Genomic DNA, 17,401 nt, shown 5'->3' on the forward strand with positions numbered 1-17,401 from the left:
TCGTCGATTCGCCGTATCAGGCGCCGTGCGTCGCAGCCGGCGCTTCGACGCGCGTCGCGATGCCCGCGCGCGCCAGCACCGCATGGAGCAGCACGTTCGTGCCGCGCGTCACGTCGTCGGGCAATGCATCCTCGGCTTCGTTGTGCGACAGGCCGTCGACGCACGGAATGAACACCATCGCGGTCGGGAAGCGGCGTGCGAGCAGGATCGCGTCGTGGCCGGCGCCGCTCACGATCCGCTCGTGCGTGTAGCCGAATGCGGCAGCCGCCTGCGCGACCAGCCCGACGCAATCGCGGTCGAACGGCGTCGCCGGGCTGCGCCAGCAGGTATCGATCGCCACCTGCACGCCGCGCGCGGCGGCAACGCGGGCGCATGCGTCGCGCAGGTCGCGCTCCATCGCATCGACTTCGGCATCGTCGTGATGACGCAGGTCGACCGTAAACGTCAGGTCGCCGGCAATCGTGTTGCGCGATGCGTTGCGAATCCCGACCTGCCCGATCGTCGCGAGCCCGCGTGGCGCGTAGCCGGCGACGATCCGTTCGAGTTCGAGCGCGATCTGCGCGCTCGCGAAATACGCGTCCTTGCGATACGGCATCGGCGTCGTGCCCGCGTGCGCGGCCACGCCTGTGACCGTCACGTCGAGCCAGCGGATCGCCTGCCCGCCCGTGACGATGCCGATCGTCGTGCCGTTCGCCTCGAGCACCGGCCCCTGTTCGATGTGCGCCTCGAAATACGCGTCGACCGCGCCGCCCGTTGCGCGCGTGCCGCGATAGCCGCATGCGTCGAGCGCCGCGCCGAGCGTGACGCCGTCGGCGTCCTGCTTCGCGAGCGCGTCGTCGAGCGGCAACGCGCCCGTGAATACGGCCGAACCGAGCATCGCCGGCGCGAAGCGCGCGCCTTCCTCGTTGGTCCACGACACGATCTCGAGCGGCTTGTCGGTCGCGATGCCCGCGTCGTTCAGCGTGCGCACGAGTTCGAGCGCGGCGAGCACGCCGTAGACGCCGTCGAAGCGGCCGCCTTCGGGCTGCGTGTCGAGATGGCTGCCGATCAGCACCGGCGCGGCGCGCGCATCGGCGCCGTCGCGCCGGGCGAACAGGTTGCCGACTGCGTCGACGCTCACCGTCAGCCCCGCGTCGCGGCACCATTGCGCGAACAGGTCGCGCCCGCGCCGGTCGTCATCGGTAAGCGCGAGGCGCCGCACGCCGCCGCGCGGGGTTGCGCCGACGCGCGCCATGTCGGCCAGGCTCTGCCACAGTCGGGCGCCGTCGATTTCCAGCAGGTCGTTCATATGCATTCCAGATCGATTCGTTCGTTGAGGTTCAATGCGAGCCGAGCGCTTCGGCGGCGGCCGGCTGCGCGGCGCGGCGCGCATCGAGCGCGACGATGCAGAGCAGCGAAATACCGGCGAGACACGTATAGAACACCGCGAGCGGCCACCACTGCCCCGTGAAGCGATGCGCGAGCCACGTGCCGACGAGCGGCGTCAGGCCGCCCGCGAGGGCGCCGCAAATCTGGTAAGCGAGCGAGATCGCCGAATAACGCACGTGTGCGGGAAACACGTCGCTGACGAAGCCCGCGATCACCGAATAGAAGCCGGCCATGCAGACGACGGCGAGCGCGATGCCGGCGATCAGCGACGCGGACGTGCCGCCCTGCACGAGCATGAACATCGGATACGGCGACATCATTGCGAGCAGCGCCGCGAGTTTCAGGAAGCGCGCCCCGCCGATGCGCTCGGCGATCCAGGCGGCGAGCGGCTGCGCGAAGAACTGGATGATCGCCACCGCGAACAGGCTGTCGAGGATCAGCGAGCGCGATACGCCGACGTACTGCGTCGTGTACGCGATCATGAACGTGTTCGTGAAATAGACGCCCGCGATGCCGATCGTGTTCGCGCCGATGCAGAGCAGCACGAGCCCCGACGCGGAACGGAACACTTCCGCGACCGGCAGCTTCACCGTGCGGTTGGCTTCCTTGACCCGCGCGAATTCCGGCGACTCGTTCACGCCGAGCCGGATCAGGATGCCGACCACGAGCAACACCGAACTCGCGAGAAACGGCAGGCGCCAGCCCCAGGCGAGGAAGTCGGCCTTGTCCATCGACGTGACCGCGCGGAACGCGATCAGCGACAGGATCAGCCCGGCCGGGCTGCCGAGTTGCGCGAACGACGCGAAGAACGTGCGGCGCCCCTGCGGCGCATGCTCGCCCGCCATCAGCACCGCGCCGCCCCATTCGCCGCCGACCGCGATCCCCTGCACGACGCGCAGCGCAACGAGCAGCACCGGCGCGAGGATGCCGACCTTCGAATAATCGGGCAGCAGCCCGACGCAGACGGTCGCGACGCCCATCATCATCAGCGTCGTCATCAGCGCCTTCTTGCGGCCGATGCGGTCGCCGAGATGGCCGAAGATCACGCCGCCGAGCGGGCGCGCGAAGAAGCCGACCGCGAACGTCGCGAACGACGCCATCGTGCTGACGAACGGGTCGTGCGACGGGAAATAGAGTTCGCCGAATACGAGCGCGGCAGCGGTCGCGTAGATGTAGAAGTCGTACCACTCGATCATCGTGCCGATGAACGCGGCTGTCGCGGCACGTGCCGGCTGGCGGGCGGAAGGAAGGGACTGGGTCATGCGGGCTCCTGACGCGCGCCGCGGCAGGGCGACGCGCAATATCGTGGACGGCCGTCTGTCGCGGCCTCGCGCCGCACGCTGCGGCGCCCCTCCTTTATCGGCGACCGCAAATCATTAGTCAAATTTCAAGTTATTATTCGCCGTATAAATTCAACTAATGTCTAGTCTGACGCCTCGCCCGGAGACCCGATGCGCCCCGACCTCGCCCCCTTCCTGAACGACCGCCTCGACTGGAACCTGCTGCGCACCTATCTGGTGATCATGCAGGAGCGCAGCGTGAGCCGCGCGGCTGCCCGCCTGCACGTCACACAGCCGGCCGTCAGCCAGGCGCTGCGGCGGCTCGAGGAGACGCTCGAGCGCCGGCTGATCGAGCGGCGCGGCGCGCACTTCGCGCCGACGCCGGCCGGCGAAGCCGTGTACCGGATCGCGAGCGACATCTACGGCGGCATTTCGCGCCTCGAGACCGAAATCGACGACAGCACGGCCGATCTGACCGGCTCGATCCGGTTGCTGACGGTGAGCCGTATCGAATCGCCCGTCTACGACGAGTTCCTCGCGGATTTCCATCGTGCGTATCCGCGTATCGATCTGCAGATCGAAGTGATGCGCTCGTCGGACATTCTCTCTTCACTGCTGCAGAAGACGGCCACCGCCGGGCTCGGCCTGTGCCGCACGCCGCACGACAAGCTGGAGATGCGCTGCTTCCTCCGCCAGCGTTATGCGATCTACTGCGGCCGCCATCACCGGCTGTTCGGGCAGACGCAATTGCGGATGGACGACCTGCTCGCGGAGAATTTCGTGTCGTTTACGAGCGACCAGATCGGCGACAGCCTGTCGCCGCTCACCGTGTTCCGCGACCAGAAGGGTTTCACGGGGCGCATCGTCGCGTCGTCGCCGAGCCTCGAGGAAGTGCGGCGGCTGATCTTCGCGGGCTACGGGATCGGCTGCCTGCCGGAGCACATCGTGCGCGACGACATCGCGCAACAACGGCTGTGGCGCTTACCGCCCGACGACGGGCTCGTCGATGTCGACGTGTTCCTGCTGTGGCATCGCGATCGCAAGATGAATGCGGCCGAGCACGCGTTTCTCGACGCGATGGAGCGTTGCATGCAGCGCTACTCGCTCGCGGAACGGCTCGGGAAATGACGGCGCGTGTGCGGCGGGCGCATGCACCGGGCACACGCGGCCCGACGCATCGCGTGCGTCAGAAGCGATGCACGATGCCGAGTTGCACGCCGCGCGCATTGGCGCCCGGGTACGCGAGCGGCAGGCCGGGGTTCGCCGCACCGGCGAGCGTGTAGCCGGCCTGGTTGCGATTGCGCAGGTACGACAGCGCGCCGTAGAAGCTCGTGCGCTTCGACAGGTCGTATTCGTACATCAGCCCGAGCTGGTCCGCATTGTTGCCTTGCGACGACTGGTCGTGCAGGTACGCGTAACCGAGCGCGACGGTGTTCGCAGGATTGAACTGGTATTTGACCGACAAGCCGTACACGCGCGAATCGATCCCGAGGTCGGCCCACTTCACCGCGGAAAAACCGCCATACACGGTGGCCTTGCCGATCGCGTACGACGCGCCGGCCATGATCGTGCGATCGGTCGTGGTCGCCGCGGCGTTCTTCAACCACTGGCCCGCGACGAATGCGCCGAACGGGCCATGCTCGTAGGTCAGGTCGAACTGCTGGCTGGAGCCGGCCGAGCGTACGCCGCCCGCATCGCCGAAGCCGAAGTACAGTCCGCCCTGGAAACCGGCGATCTCGGGGGTCTGGTATGACAGCGTGTTGCTCGTGCGGAATGCGAATACGGTCAGGTTGTCCATGCCGGACGCCTGCGTGACGCCGCCGAACGCGTCCTGTCCGCCCTGGTCGTTGAACAGCGGCGAATTCTGCCGGCCCGCGCGGACCTTGCCCCACTGCCCCGCCACGCCGACCCACGCCTGCCGGTTGAACAACGTGCCGGCACTCGCGAGCGAGCCGTCGTTCGGGTTGAAGCCGTTTTCCAGCGCGAACTCGATCTTCTGCCCGCCGCCGATATCCTCGCCGCCCTTCAGCCCGAACCGGCTGCCCCACTGGCCGCCCGAATTGATCGCCGCCGTATAGCCGTTGCCCGTATTCACGTACTGCGCGAATTCGTCGATCACGCCGTACAGCGTGACGCCGTCCTGCGCGAGCGCGGTGCCCGACGCGGCGAGGCATGCGGCCGCCACCGTCATGCGAAGACCGGCATGCAGCGGCCGCGCCCGGGAATCGCCATCGCGGGTTTTCATTTCGTTAGTCATACTATTCAATGGTTAGAGAATGAAGCGATACCGGGCGCAGCAGTCGCTACCGCACCGGTATCGCATGAAAGGGAATGTGGGGGAGCCCGGCGCAGGCGGCGCCCGGCTCGACGCGACGCTCAGGCCGGCGACCTGCCGGCCCGATGCGCGAGACGTGTCGTCAGTGGTGCACTTCGCCGCGTTCGAGCGGCAGGATCAGGCGCTCGGGAATGCTGCGTCGCGACGCGCGGGCGCCGATGTAATACAGCACGGCCGGCACGACGAGGCCGAGAATCCACGAGATGTCGGTGCCGCCGAGCGCATCGACGAGCGGCCCCGTGTAGATGTGCGTCGACATGAACGGCAGTTGCACCAGGATGCCGACCACGTAGATCGTGATGGCCATCACGTTCCAGCGGCCGTAGCGGCCATCCGGATCGGACAGCGCCGGCACGTCGTAGCGCGAGCGCGTGAAGCAGTAGTAGTCGACCAGGTTGATCGCGCTCCACGGCGTGAAGAACGCGAGCAGGAACAGGATGAACGCGGTGAATTCCTTCAGGAACGAATGACGGCCCGCGAGCGCGATCAGCGTCGACACACAGATCATCCCGAAGATGTATACGAGGCGGCTCTTCGACGATACCGCGCCCTTGCCGCGAAAACCGCTGACGATCGTCGCCATCGACATGAAGCTGCCGTACGCGTTGAGCGCCGTCACCGTCACCTTGCCGAACGCGATGCTGAAATACAGCAACGCGGCCACGGCGCCCGTCGAGCCCAGGCCGACGATGTACGACACTTCATGGTGCGCGAACTGGCTGCCGGCGAGCGCGGCCGCGAACACGCCGAACACCATCGCCGCCTGGGCGCCGAGCACCGAACCGAGGCCGACCGCGAGAAACGTCGCGACCGACGACGTCGAGCGCGGCAAGTAGCGCGAATAGTCGGCCACGTACGGGCCGAACGCGATTTGCCACGATGCGGACAGCGACATCGACAGCAGGAAGCTCGCGAGCGAGAAATGCTTGTTCGCGAGCAGTGCACCGATGTCGTGGTTCGCGAACAATTGCGTGAACATATAGACGAACGCGACGATGCCGACCACGCTCGCGATCCGGCCGACGAAGTGGATCGCGCGATAGCCGAACACGGTCAGCACGACGATCACGGCCGCGAACAGCAGGATGCCGGCCGCGTCGTCGACGTGCAGCAGTTGCGCGACGGCCTGCCCGGCCAGCACCGAGCCGCTTGCGGAAAAGCCGATGTACATCAGGCACACGAGCACGATCGGAATCATCGCGCCGTACACGCCGAACTGCACGCGGCTCGAGATCATCTGCGGCAGCCCGAGCTGCGGCCCCTGCGCGCCATGCAGCGCCATCACAGCGCCGCCGACGAGCTGGCCGAGCAGCAGCGCGACCAGCGACCAGAACACGTCGCCGCCGAGCACGACCGCGAGCGCGCCCGTGACGATGGCCGTGATCTGCATGTTGGCCGACAACCACAACGTGAACTGGCTCAGCAGGCCGCCGTGGCGCTCGGCGTCGGGAATGAAGTCGATCGAGCGAACCTCGATCAGTCCGCCGGCTTTTCCACTGGAATTCGTTGACACGGGTCAATCTCCAAAATACTCAGGACCACACATGGTTTGAACGGGACAGGAAGCTGCGAGCCGCCCTTTCGGCTCTAAGGATGCGGGGCGCCGTGGATCGCCGGCATGCGCCACGCACGCACGGTCTGCACGCTGGCGCGCAACAGGCACCACGTGTGCCGACGTTGCCAGCGGATGATCTTGTATATACAACTTGCGAGATATCGGTGATTACCCGGTATCGATCGACTCTCGAAATCGCCCGCACAATCGGGATGTGTTCGATCGGTTTCACTGCAAGCAAACTGTTGGGATGGTGAAAGATCAGCGTAGGCGGGCGATGCCGGATCGCGGGCAGTCATCGTCGCTTTCTTCGCGCCGCCGGATGCCGGCGAGACAACACGGTCGGCAACCGGCGGCGACGATGCAAACGATGTCTTCATCGCAAGTCGGCGCGGGTGGAAGTCCTGCCATTGCTCTGCATGACGAAGCAGCCTTGCGAATCTGACGCGCACCGGCATCCGGCCCACGCACGCCGCCATGCACGCTGCACGCCCCTTCGTCCTCGGGCAGGATCGCGAGCACGACGCTTTCGCCCGCATCGGCGTCGCCGAAGCAGTAACCGACCATGCGTTCGCTCGCGCGACAGATCACCGAACAGTTCGACGGGCTTGACGGCTTCGCAAGCCAATAGCCGGCGCATGCCGCGTGGCGGCGCAGCGCCATCCAAGCCACCCGGTGCCCCCGGTTCAAACGAGCCGCTCCGATGCGACGACCTGCACACCCGGCCGCGCGTCGATCGCGGCGTCGAGCAATGCGCGCGCAATCCGCGGCGCGGGATTCACGCGCCACTTCGCCGGCAGCACCGGCCCGGCGGCGCTCAGCGCGAACACGAACAGCCGTTCGCCGAACCTGAACTCGTCACGACTGCCGCCGATCAGGCCCGGTCGCACGTACGTGAGCGAATCGAACCCGACGCCGGCGAGCGCCTGTTCGACCTCGCCCTTCACGCGGTTGTAGAAGATGCGCGACGCGGCATCCGCGCCGAGTGCGGAATTCAGCACGTAGGTGGGCGTGCCGTGCCGGTGCGCGAGCAGCGCGACCGCGAGCGGATAATCACGATCGACGCGCCGGAACGCCGCCTGTGAACCAGCGGCCCGCATCGTGGTGCCGAGCGTGCAGATCACCGCATCCGCGCGCCACCAGTCGGCCGCGTCGGGCAAATGGTCGAAATCGACTTCCAGCGCGCGCATCTTCGGGTGCGGCGACAACGGCCGGCGCGCAAGGACGATCACCTGATCGACCCGCGCATCGGCCAGCGCGACTTCGAGAACATGGCGCCCGACGAGTCCGGTCGCGCCGACGAGCAGCAGTTTCATGTCCGGTTCTTCCGTGTGGAGCCTGCGTTGGCGGGCCCGAGGCGGCCCGGTTTCCGGCTATCGACATGATCGTCGGTCGACGCGGCGGCGGCAACCCTTCGCACATCTCGCAAAATTACGGCCTCGTCGGGCGCCGTGCCGGGCGTTCGATGCCCGGCACGGCTACGCCATTGCATCGTGCCCGCTCGACGAACGTCCGCGCCGTTCTTCGTCGTAGAGGGAACGGGATCGGGTTGCCGGTGCACCGGCACGCAACGGTAAATTGAGCAACGCTTCGGAAGACGGTGTGCGATGACGATGCCACGCGCACGATCGCAGGCCGCATGTGATTTCGGTGTGACCTCGACGGAACCGGGGAGCAAGCGGCGTCGGCTTGCCGAATCGGATCGGACGAAACGCAATGCAATCGGGACAACTGGATAAGCACGCGGAATGTCGGCATCACGTCATTACGGATACCGAATGAAACCCCGTGAATGACGCCGGATGCCGCAAGCGCCACCGATGCATGCGTCACGCACCGGCGGCACCCTGTCAGGCTTGCACGTCAGATATGCAGCGCGTGTCCGAGCGCACGCAGCGCGGCCTCCTGAAGCGCTTCGCCGAGCGTCGGGTGCGCGTGGATCGTGCCGCCGATGTCTTCCAGCCGCGCCCCCATCTCCAGCGACTGCGAGAACGCCGCGGCCAGCTCCGATACGCCGCGCCCGACCGCCTGCCAGCCGACGATCAGGTGATTGTCGCGCCGCGCGACGACGCGCACGAACCCGTCGGTTGCCTGCAACGTCATCGCACGCCCGTTCGCGGCGAACGGGAACGATGCGCTCAGACAATCGACGCCGGCCGCGTGTGCATCGTCCGGCGACCAGCCGGCCGTCACGATCTCGGGATCGGTGAAGCACACGGCAGGAATCGACGCGGGCGTGAACCGGCGACGCCGGCCGGCGATCAGCTCGGCCACCATCTCGCCTTGCGCCATCGCGCGATGCGCGAGCATCGGTTCGCCGGCGACGTCGCCGATCGCCCACACGTTGCGCATCGAGGTCCGGCATTCGTCGTCGATCCGCAGCGCGCGGCCGTTGCGATCCAGCAGCAACGACTCGAGCCCGAAACCGTCGACGCGCGGCCGGCGGCCGACGGCAACCAGCACGCGATCGGCCGGCAGCGTCTGCTCGGCGCCGTCGGCCGCCTGCACGCGCACCGCGCCGTGCTCGTCCAGTCCGAGCACCTTGTGGCCGAGCCACAGCCGCACGCCGAGGCGCGCGAGCGAATCGGCAACCGGCCGCACGAGTTCGGCATCGTACGCAGGCAGCACGCGCTCGGCCGCTTCGACGACGCTGACGTCGACACCGAGCTTGCGATAGACGATCCCGAGTTCGAGCCCGATGTAGCCGGCCCCGACGACGACCAGCCGCTTCGGCAGCGTTGCGGGCGACAGCGCGTCGGTGGACGACACGACATGCCCGCCGAACGGCATCGACGGCAGTTCGACCGGTTCGGAACCGGTCGCGAGCAACAGGTGTTCGCAACCGATCCGCACCGCATGGCCACCGCTGACGACTTCGACGGTCTTGCCGTCGATCACGCGCGCTTCGCCGTGCAGCACGCGCACGCCGTTCTTCTTGAGCAGCGCGCCGACGCCGCGCGTCAGCCGGTCGACGATGCCGTCCTTCCACGCGACGCTTTTCGCGATGTCGATCTCCGGCGTGCGCACGCGGATCCCGAGCGCGCCTTCACCGGCATGACCGCAGGCCTGTTCGAACGCGTCGGCCACGTGGATCAACGCCTTCGACGGAATGCAGCCGATGTTCAGGCACGTCCCGCCGAGCCGGTCGCGTTCGACCAGCACGGTCGGAATGCCGAGCTGGCCGGCGCGGATCGCGGCGACGTAGCCGCCCGGGCCGCCGCCGATGACGAGCAGTGTGGTGTGTTCGTTCTTCATCGGCTCACTCCACGAACAGCAGTGCCGGGCGTTCGAGCACCGCGCGCACGGCCTGGATGAATTCGGCCGCGTCCGCGCCGTCGACGACGCGATGGTCGAACGACGACGACAGGTTCATCATCTTGCGCGCGACGACCGCGCCGTCGCGAATCATCGGCCGCTCGACGATCCGGTTCACGCCGACGATGCCGACTTCCGGATGATTGATCACCGGCGTCGAGACGATGCCGCCGAGCGCGCCGAGGCTCGAGATCGTGATCGTCGATCCGCTCAACTCGTCGCGCTGCGCACGATTCGCACGCACCGCGTCGGCGAGCCGTGCGATTTCCGTCGAGATCGACCACACGTCGCGCGCTTCCGCATGGCGCAGCACGGGCACCGTGAGGCCGTTGTCCGTCTGCGTCGCGACGCCCATGTGCACCGCGCCGTAGCGCGTGACGACGCCCGCTTCGTCGTCGAAACGCGCGTTGATCTGCGGGAAGTCGCGCAGCGCGATCACCATCGCGCGGATCAGCAGCGGCAGCGGCGTGAGCTTGCCGCGCGTGTCGCCGTGGCGGCGGTTCAGTTCCGTGCGCAACGATTCGAGCTCGGTGACGTCGATCTCCTCGACGTAGCTGAAATGCGGGATGCGGCGCTTCGCTTCCTGCATCTTGCGCGCGATCGCGCGCCGCAAACCGATCACCGGCACGTCGGTTTCGTCGTGGCGTTCGTCGTAGCCGCGCGGTTGCGACCCGTGCGCGGTGCCGCCGCCGGTGCGCGCATACGCATCGAGATCCGCATGCAGGATCCGCCCGGCTTCACCGGTGCCGCGCACGTAGCGCAGCTCGATGCCCATGTCCCACGCGCGCTGACGCACGGCCGGCGACGCGAGCGGCCGCTCGCCTGGTGCGAGCGCCGCGCGCGGTGGCGTGGCCGGTTCGTCGCGGCGCGGTTTCGCCGGTGCGCGAGGCGCCGCGGGCTGCGCAGGCAACTCGGCCGGTTCGGCCGGCGCGTCGGCCGCCGGCTTCGACGGCGCCGTCGCGACCGGTGCGGTTGCTACCTTCGTTTCTCGCACCGGTGCCGCGGCCTTCAGGTTGCCGTCGCCTTCGACTTCCAGCCGAATCAGCTCGCTGCCGACCGCCATCATCTCGCCGATCCGGCCGCCCAGTTCCATCACCTTGCCCGTCACCGGCGACGGGATCTCGACCGCCGCCTTGTCGGTCATCACGTCGGCGAGCGGCTGGTCTTCCTTGATCGTCTGCCCGACTTCCACATGCCAGGCCACCAGCTCGACCTCGGCGATCCCTTCGCCGATATCCGGCATCTTGATGACATGAATCCCCATCTCACGCCTCCAGCACGCGTCGCAACGCTTCACCGACCCGGGTCGGGCCCGGAAAGTACGCCCATTCCTGCGCATGCGGATACGGCGTGTCCCAGCCCGTCGTCCGCTCGACCGGCGCCTCGAGGTGGTAGAAGCAGTGTTCCTGGACCAGCGACACGAGCTCCGCGCCATAGCCGCAGGTGCGCGTCGCCTCGTGCACGACGACGCAGCGCCCGGTCTTGCGCACCGACGCGACGATTGTGTCGAGATCGAGCGGCCACAGCGTGCGCAGGTCGAGCACTTCCGCGTCGATGCCCGTCTCCTCGGCGGCGGCCAGCGACACGTGCACCGTCGTGCCGTACGTCAGCACCGTCACGTCGTTGCCGGGCCGCACGACGGCGGCCGTATCGAGCGGCACCGTGTAGTAGCCTTCGGGCACCGCGCTCGCGGGATGCTTGAGCCACGACGTGACGGGCCGTTCGTGATGACCGTCGAACGGCCCGTTGTACAACCGTTTCGGTTCGAGGAAGATCACCGGATCGTCGTTCTCGATCGACGCGATCAACAATCCTTTCGCGTCGTACGGATTCGATGGCATCACCGTGCGCAGCCCGCACACCTGCGTGAACATCGCCTCCGGGCTCTGACTGTGCGTCTGCCCGCCGTAGATCCCGCCGCCGCACGGCATCCGGATCGTCATCGGCGCGGTGAACTGGCCGGCCGAGCGGTAGCGCAGCCGCGCGCCTTCCGACACGATCTGGTCGGACGCCGGATAGAAATAGTCGGCGAACTGGATCTCGCAGACGGGGCGCAATCCGTACGCGCCCATCCCGACCGCCACGCCGACGATCCCGCCTTCCGAGATCGGCGCATCGAACACGCGCGACTTGCCATATTTGTTCTGCAGTCCTTCGGTACAGCGGAACACGCCGCCGAAATAGCCGACGTCCTGTCCGAACACGACGACATCGCCGTCGCGCCCGAGCATCACGTCCATCGCGGAGCGCAGCGCCTGGATCATCGTCATCGGCTGCGTCGCCGTTCGTGTCTCGTGTTGCACCATGATCACGCTCCCAGTTCCTGGCGCTGACGGCGCAGGTGCGCGGGCAGCTCCTTGTACACGTCGTCGAACATCGAGGCCGGCGACGGAATCCGGTCGTCGGCCAGCGTTCCGTACTTCTCCGCTTCCTTCTGCGCGGCGACCACCTCGGCCTCGAGCTCGGCCGTCAACGCGTCTTGCGCGCTGTCCGACCAGATGCCCTTCACGATGAGGTGGCGCTTGAAACGCTCGATCGGATCGCCGAGCGGGAAATGGGACCAGTCGTCGCTCGGCCGGTACTTGGTCGGATCGTCCGACGTCGAATGCGCGCCCGCGCGGTAGGTCACCCACTCGATCAGCGTCGGGCCGAGATTGCGGCGCGCGCGTTCGGCCGCCCAGCTCGATGCCGCGTAGATCGCGAGGAAGTCGTTGCCGTCGACGCGCAGCGACGCGATCCCGCAGCCGACGCCGCGACCGGCGAAGGTCGTGCCCTCGCCGCCCGCGATCGCCTGGAACGTCGAGATCGCCCACTGGTTGTTGACGACGTTCAGCACGACCGGCGCGCGGTACACGTGCGCGAACGTGAGCGCGGTGTGGAAATCGGCTTCGGCCGTCGCGCCGTCGCCGATCCACGCGGACGCGATCTTCGTGTCGCCCTTGATCGCCGACGCCATCGCCCAGCCGACCGCCTGGATGAACTGCGTCGCGAGGTTGCCGGAAATGGAGAAGAAGCCCGCCTCGCGATCCGAGTACATCACCGGGAGCTGGCGGCCCTTGAGCGGATCGCCTTCGTTCGACATCAGCTGGCAGATCATCCGCTCGAGCGACACGTCGCGTGCGATCAGGATGCTCTGTTGCCGGTAGGTCGGAAAGCACATGTCGCCGTCGCGCAGCGCCATCGCGTGCGCGGTGCCGATCGCCTCTTCGCCGAGGCTCAACATGTAGAAGGAGATTTTCTTCTGGCGCTGCGCGATCATCATGCGTGCGTCGAAAATGCGGGTCTTGAGCATCGCGCGCAGCCCGGCGATCAGCCGCGCATCGTCGAGATCGGGCGCCCACGGGCCGACGGCCCTGCCGCTGTCGTCGAGCACGCGCACGAGGCTGCGGGCGAGATCGGCGGTGTCCGCCGCGGCAACGTCGATCGGCGGGCGGCGGACCGCGCCGGCCGGCGATAGATGCAGATAGGAAAAGTCCGTCTTGCAGCCCGGGCGCCCGGTGGGCTCCGGCACATGCAGACGCAATGGCTCTGACAGGCTCATCGTGTCGTCTCCACGCTCGATTGTGTCTCACGCTGTTTGGGAACGCGCGGGCCGGTTGCCGGCGTGCGCGCGAGCTGACGCGCGGATAAGCACGTCAACCTTGGAAATCTATGCCTTGCAGCGGCGCGCGTCGATGCCCAAGCCGCTCGTTCGTGGTGAGCAGATTTGCCATGGCGAATCGCGGCGGCGCGCGAGGTACGGCCGGCGGAGCCGGCGCGGCCCGGGTTTGCTGCGGTGCAGGGTCGCCAGTCAGCGGCGATCGAGCGTCGGGAAGGATGGATCGGCGCGTCCCGATCATGTGAGGGTACGAAGCAAAAGACCCCGTGAAATCCTGGATTTCCACGGGGTCTTTCGGGTTCGGGCGCGCGTGCGCCCGATTGCGACTTACTGCAACGCGCGATCGATCACGCGTCTGGACGGAACAGGTCGAAGCGGCTGTCGGGCTTCACGTGCACGTAGGCCGACGGGCCGCCCGCGCGAAGAATGATGCCCGCGCCGAACGTGTCGAAAATGCCGTCCTTCAGCAGGTCATGGCGGATATGGACGGCAACGACCTCGCCCAGCACCAGCGTGGCCGGCGTCTCGGTGCCGCGATGATCGCGCAGCCGGATCACGTCGGTCACCCTGCATTCGAAGTTCACGCCGCTTTCCGCGACGCGCGGCACATCGACGAGGCGCGACGGCGCCGCGGTCAAGCCGCCGAGTTCGAATTCGTTCACGTCGTACGGCACGGCGGCGCAGGTCTGGTTCATCCGCTCGGCGAGATCGCGCGTCGCGAGGTTCCACACGAACTCGCCGGTCTCCTGCACGTTGCGCACGCTGTCCTTCGCGGTGGTGCTCGAAAAGCCGATGATCGGCGGGCGATAGTTGAACGCGTTGAAGAAGCTGTACGGTGCGAGGTTGAGCGTGCCGTCGCTGCCGCGGGATGAAATCCAGCCGATCGGGCGCGGGCCCACGATCGCGTTCAGCGGATCGTGCGGCAGGCCGTGGCCTTGCGACGGTTCGTAATAGTGATGGGTCGAGTCGGTCATGACGGGGGGCTTGCGAGAGGCGAACTGCGTTGGAATTCGTCGGTAAGACGCATGCCAAGTATCACATGGCGTCGTTTTCGTCGCAGTGACGCGCATCGCGAACCGCGCTGGCGTGCCGCTGCATGTGCGTGCGCCAAACAAAAAACCCGCGAGCGCTGCAGTTCTCGCGGGTTTTTTACACCTTCGTCGAATCGCGTCAACGCAATCGATGGTGCCGGGGACCGGGCTCGAACCGGCAAGCCAGTTAAGGCGGCGGATTTTCGTCACACTGCTTCTTTCAAAGCCGGCGTCGCGTGCGCGAACCGTTCGTGCGCTGGACTATGCCTTCACCGTCGCGCGCGGGCGTGACCGCTGCCCGTGTGCCTTAGGCGCCCCCCGTCTAGTCTCTACACCTTCCTCGCGGGTGCCGCGAGGCTTGGCTCGGCGTTGCCTCGATGTGCACACATCAGGGGTTTCGCCGAATTTGAAGGGTTCTGCACCGACCGTTTCCGGCCGGGCACTCAATCGTCTAAGTCCGCTATGTTTACCAATTTCATCACCCCGGCAAGAGGGCGGACGCGATTCTACCATTGCTTGGCGCATGCGTTCCCCTATTCCGCCGGGCCGAGCGACCGTCATCGCACCGCTTCCTGCCGCGCATTCGACACCGATACGACACGGCCGACGATTTCGTCCCGCGCCGCCCCCTCCCCCGATACAATCGACCGCGCGCCGTCCGACAGCCTCAACCGTCTGACGTTTGTGTCGTGCTTTTCGCGAAACAAGCGTCGCGTGCGTCATCGCGAAGTCACAAACGTTTTCGATAATTCCCCGGCCGAAAACGTTTACATCGCATGACTTCATGACATCGACCATCAAGGACGTCGCCGCCCTCGCGGGCTTCTCGATCGCCACCGTTTCGCGTGCGATCAACGCGCCGCATACCGTCAGCCCCGCCACGCTGCAGACGATCCGCACCGCAATCGATACGCTGCAGTTCCGCCCGAGCCCGCTCGGCCGGCAACTGCGCGGCGAGCGCACGCGGCTCGTCGGCGTCGTCGTGCCGACGCTGTCGAACCCGGTGTTCGCCGACTGCCTGCAAGGCATCGACGCGCTCGCGACCGCGGCCGGTTTCAAGCTGATCCTGATGACGACCGAATACGACGCGGCGCGCGAGCGTCATGCGATCGAAACGCTGCGCGAGCAGCGCGTCGAAGGGCTGATCCTCACCGTCGCCGATGCGGATACGCATCCGCTGCTCGACATGCTCGACCGCGACGGTCCTCATTACGTGCTGATGCACAACGACACGCAGCGCCGTCCATCGGTGTCGGTCGACAACCGCCGCGCCGCCTATGACGGCGTGCAGCTGCTGACCGCGCACGGTCATCGCCGCGTGCTGATGCTGGCCGGTTCGCTCGCGGCGTCGGATCGCGCGCGCCAGCGTCATCTCGGTTATGCACAGGCACTCGAGGAAATCGGCGTGGCGCCGCTGCCGCCCGTCGAAGTCGACTTCAACGCGCCCGAGCTGCCCGATGCGGTGCTCGCGCACCTCACCGCGCACGCCACGCGTCCGACCGCCCTCTTCTGCAGCAACGACCTGCTCGCGATGGTCGTGATGCGCGGCCTGCGCCGCGCGGGTTTCTCGATTCCCGACGACCTGTCGGTGCTCGGCTTCGACGGGATCGCGATCGGCGAGCTGCTCGCGCCGCCGCTCGCGAGCGTCGCGACACCGAACCGCGATATCGGCCGCCACGCATGGCAGCGTCTCGTCGAATCCATCGGCGGCGCGACGATCGACCGTACCTCGATGATCCTGCCGCATGCGGTGCGCGACGGCGCGACGGTTGCGGCGCCGGCCGTCGAGCTGCACTTGCGCAACGCGTGATCGCAGGCCGCCGCCACGCACACCGATACCACACCACCCCAGCGCTACACCCACTCGCCCGGAGACTCACCGTGTCCTTTCGCCTGACCTCGCTGCTGCGCGCGCTTGCCGCGCCGCTCGCCTGCGCCGCGCTCGTCGCCGCCACCCCCGCGGCCCACGCCGACGAAACGGCGATCTGCTACAACTGCCCGCCCGAATGGGCCGACTGGGCCGCGCAGATCGCGGCGATCAAGCAGAAGACCGGCATCCGCGTGCCGTTCGACAACAAGAACTCGGGCCAGTCGATCGCGCAGTTGATCGCCGAGCAGAAGAGCCCGGTCGCCGACGTCGTCTACCTCGGCGTGTCGTCGGCGTTCCAGGCGAAGGACAAGGGCGTGATCGCGCCGTACAAGCCCGCGCACTGGAACGACATCCCCGCGAACCTGAAGGACCCGCAAGGCTACTGGTTCGCGATTCACTCGGGCACGCTCGGCTTCTTCGTGAACAAGGACGCACTCGACGGCAAGCCGGTGCCGCGTTCGTGGGCCGATCTGCTGAAGCCCGAATACAAGGGCATGGTCGGCTATCTCGATCCGTCGAGCGCGTTCGTCGGCTACGCGGGCGCGGTCGCCGTCAACCAGGCGCTCGGCGGCAGCCTCGACAACTTCAAGCCGGCGCTCGACTGGTTCCATAAGCTGAAGGCGAACGCACCGATCGTACCGAAGCAGACCGCGTATGCACGCGTGCTGTCCGGCGAGATTCCGATCCTGCTCGACTACGACTTCGATGCGTATCGCGCGAAATACAAGGACAACGCGAACGTCGAGTTCGTGATTCCGAAGGAAGGCACGATCGCGGTGCCGTACGTGATGAGCCTCGTGAAGGGCGCGCCGCACGACGCGAACGGCAAGAAGGTGCTCGACTTCGTGCTGTCGGACGAAGGCCAGAAGCTGTGGGCCAACGCATACCTGCGCCCGGTGCGCGCGCAGGCGCTCGGCGCCGACGTCGCCGCGAAGTTCCTGCCGGCGAGCGAATACGCGCGGGCGAAGTCGGTCGACTTCGGCAAGATGGCAGCCGGCCAGCAGGCCTTCGGCCAGCAATACCTGCAGGTCATGCAGTAAGCCGCGGGA

14 protein-coding genes are annotated in these 17,401 nt (G+C 67.2%); 3 read left to right on the forward strand and 11 right to left on the reverse strand.

The features are described from left to right. Nucleotides 1-16: 16 nt before the first annotated feature. Nucleotides 17-1,288 carry a Zn-dependent hydrolase gene (locus HWX09_RS03240; protein WP_027784038.1) on the reverse strand — a complete coding sequence of 424 codons (1,272 nt, stop codon included), beginning with the start codon at nt 1,286-1,288 and terminating at the stop codon, nt 17-19. Between the two features lie 31 nt (nt 1,289-1,319). Then, entirely contained in the window at nt 1,320-2,630 is a 1,311-nt protein-coding gene (locus HWX09_RS03245; protein WP_027784037.1) for an MFS transporter, read from the reverse strand. A 189-nt stretch (nt 2,631-2,819) separates the two neighbouring features. Between HWX09_RS03245 and HWX09_RS03250 the strand changes: the two genes are divergently transcribed. Continuing rightward, complete coding sequence (locus tag HWX09_RS03250; RefSeq protein WP_006481805.1) at nt 2,820-3,776, forward strand: LysR family transcriptional regulator; 957 nt, start codon at nt 2,820-2,822, stop codon at nt 3,774-3,776. Between the two features lie 58 nt (nt 3,777-3,834). On the opposite strand, the gene HWX09_RS03255 is transcribed toward HWX09_RS03250, so the two are convergent. The 9 genes from HWX09_RS03255 to HWX09_RS03295 all read right to left on the reverse strand — a co-directional run bounded on the left by HWX09_RS03255 (nt 3,835) and on the right by HWX09_RS03295 (nt 14,425). Continuing rightward, nucleotides 3,835-4,893: a porin gene (locus HWX09_RS03255; protein WP_230469126.1), complete on the reverse strand. Its 1,059-nt coding sequence runs from the start codon at nt 4,891-4,893 to the stop codon at nt 3,835-3,837. 172 nt (nt 4,894-5,065) lie between these two features. Further along, entirely contained in the window at nt 5,066-6,496 is a 1,431-nt protein-coding gene (locus HWX09_RS03260; protein ID WP_027784035.1) for a cytosine permease, read from the reverse strand. A gap of 303 nt (nt 6,497-6,799) precedes the next feature. After that, the gene (locus tag HWX09_RS33440; protein ID WP_199779065.1) at nt 6,800-7,201 is read right to left on the reverse strand and encodes a hypothetical protein; all 402 of its coding nucleotides are present in this window, start codon (nt 7,199-7,201) and stop codon (nt 6,800-6,802) included. A 23-nt stretch (nt 7,202-7,224) separates the two neighbouring features. Then, a complete protein-coding gene (locus HWX09_RS03270) occupies nt 7,225-7,854 on the reverse strand; it encodes an NAD(P)H-binding protein (RefSeq protein ID WP_027784034.1) in 630 nt (209 codons plus the stop codon). Nucleotides 7,855-8,401: 547 nt separating this feature from the next. Next, on the reverse strand, nt 8,402-9,793 hold the full coding sequence (gene lpdA / locus HWX09_RS03275; RefSeq protein WP_027784033.1) for a dihydrolipoyl dehydrogenase: 1,392 nt from the start codon (nt 9,791-9,793) through the stop codon (nt 8,402-8,404). A gap of 4 nt (nt 9,794-9,797) precedes the next feature. Continuing rightward, nucleotides 9,798-11,117, reverse strand: a complete 1,320-nt coding sequence (locus HWX09_RS03280; protein WP_027784032.1) for a dihydrolipoamide acetyltransferase family protein — start codon at nt 11,115-11,117, stop codon at nt 9,798-9,800. A gap of 1 nt (nt 11,118) precedes the next feature. After that, nucleotides 11,119-12,159 carry an alpha-ketoacid dehydrogenase subunit beta gene (locus tag HWX09_RS03285; protein WP_027784031.1) on the reverse strand — a complete coding sequence of 347 codons (1,041 nt, stop codon included), beginning with the start codon at nt 12,157-12,159 and terminating at the stop codon, nt 11,119-11,121. A 2-nt stretch (nt 12,160-12,161) separates the two neighbouring features. Next, on the reverse strand, nt 12,162-13,394 hold the full coding sequence (locus HWX09_RS03290) for a 3-methyl-2-oxobutanoate dehydrogenase (2-methylpropanoyl-transferring) subunit alpha (RefSeq protein WP_027784030.1): 1,233 nt from the start codon (nt 13,392-13,394) through the stop codon (nt 12,162-12,164). Nucleotides 13,395-13,798: 404 nt separating this feature from the next. Then, complete coding sequence (locus tag HWX09_RS03295) at nt 13,799-14,425, reverse strand: flavin reductase family protein (RefSeq protein ID WP_027784029.1); 627 nt, start codon at nt 14,423-14,425, stop codon at nt 13,799-13,801. Nucleotides 14,426-15,266: 841 nt separating this feature from the next. On the opposite strand from HWX09_RS03295, the gene HWX09_RS03300 reads away from it, so the two are divergent. Further along, nucleotides 15,267-16,292 carry a substrate-binding domain-containing protein gene (locus tag HWX09_RS03300; protein WP_027784028.1) on the forward strand — a complete coding sequence of 342 codons (1,026 nt, stop codon included), beginning with the start codon at nt 15,267-15,269 and terminating at the stop codon, nt 16,290-16,292. 71 nt (nt 16,293-16,363) lie between these two features. Next, nucleotides 16,364-17,392: an ABC transporter substrate-binding protein gene (locus HWX09_RS03305; protein WP_027784027.1), complete on the forward strand. Its 1,029-nt coding sequence runs from the start codon at nt 16,364-16,366 to the stop codon at nt 17,390-17,392. The last annotated feature ends 9 nt before the right edge of the window (nt 17,393-17,401 follow it).

The organism is Burkholderia sp. BCC1208, assembly GCF_902833095.1.
Taxonomy (GTDB): domain Bacteria; phylum Pseudomonadota; class Gammaproteobacteria; order Burkholderiales; family Burkholderiaceae; genus Burkholderia.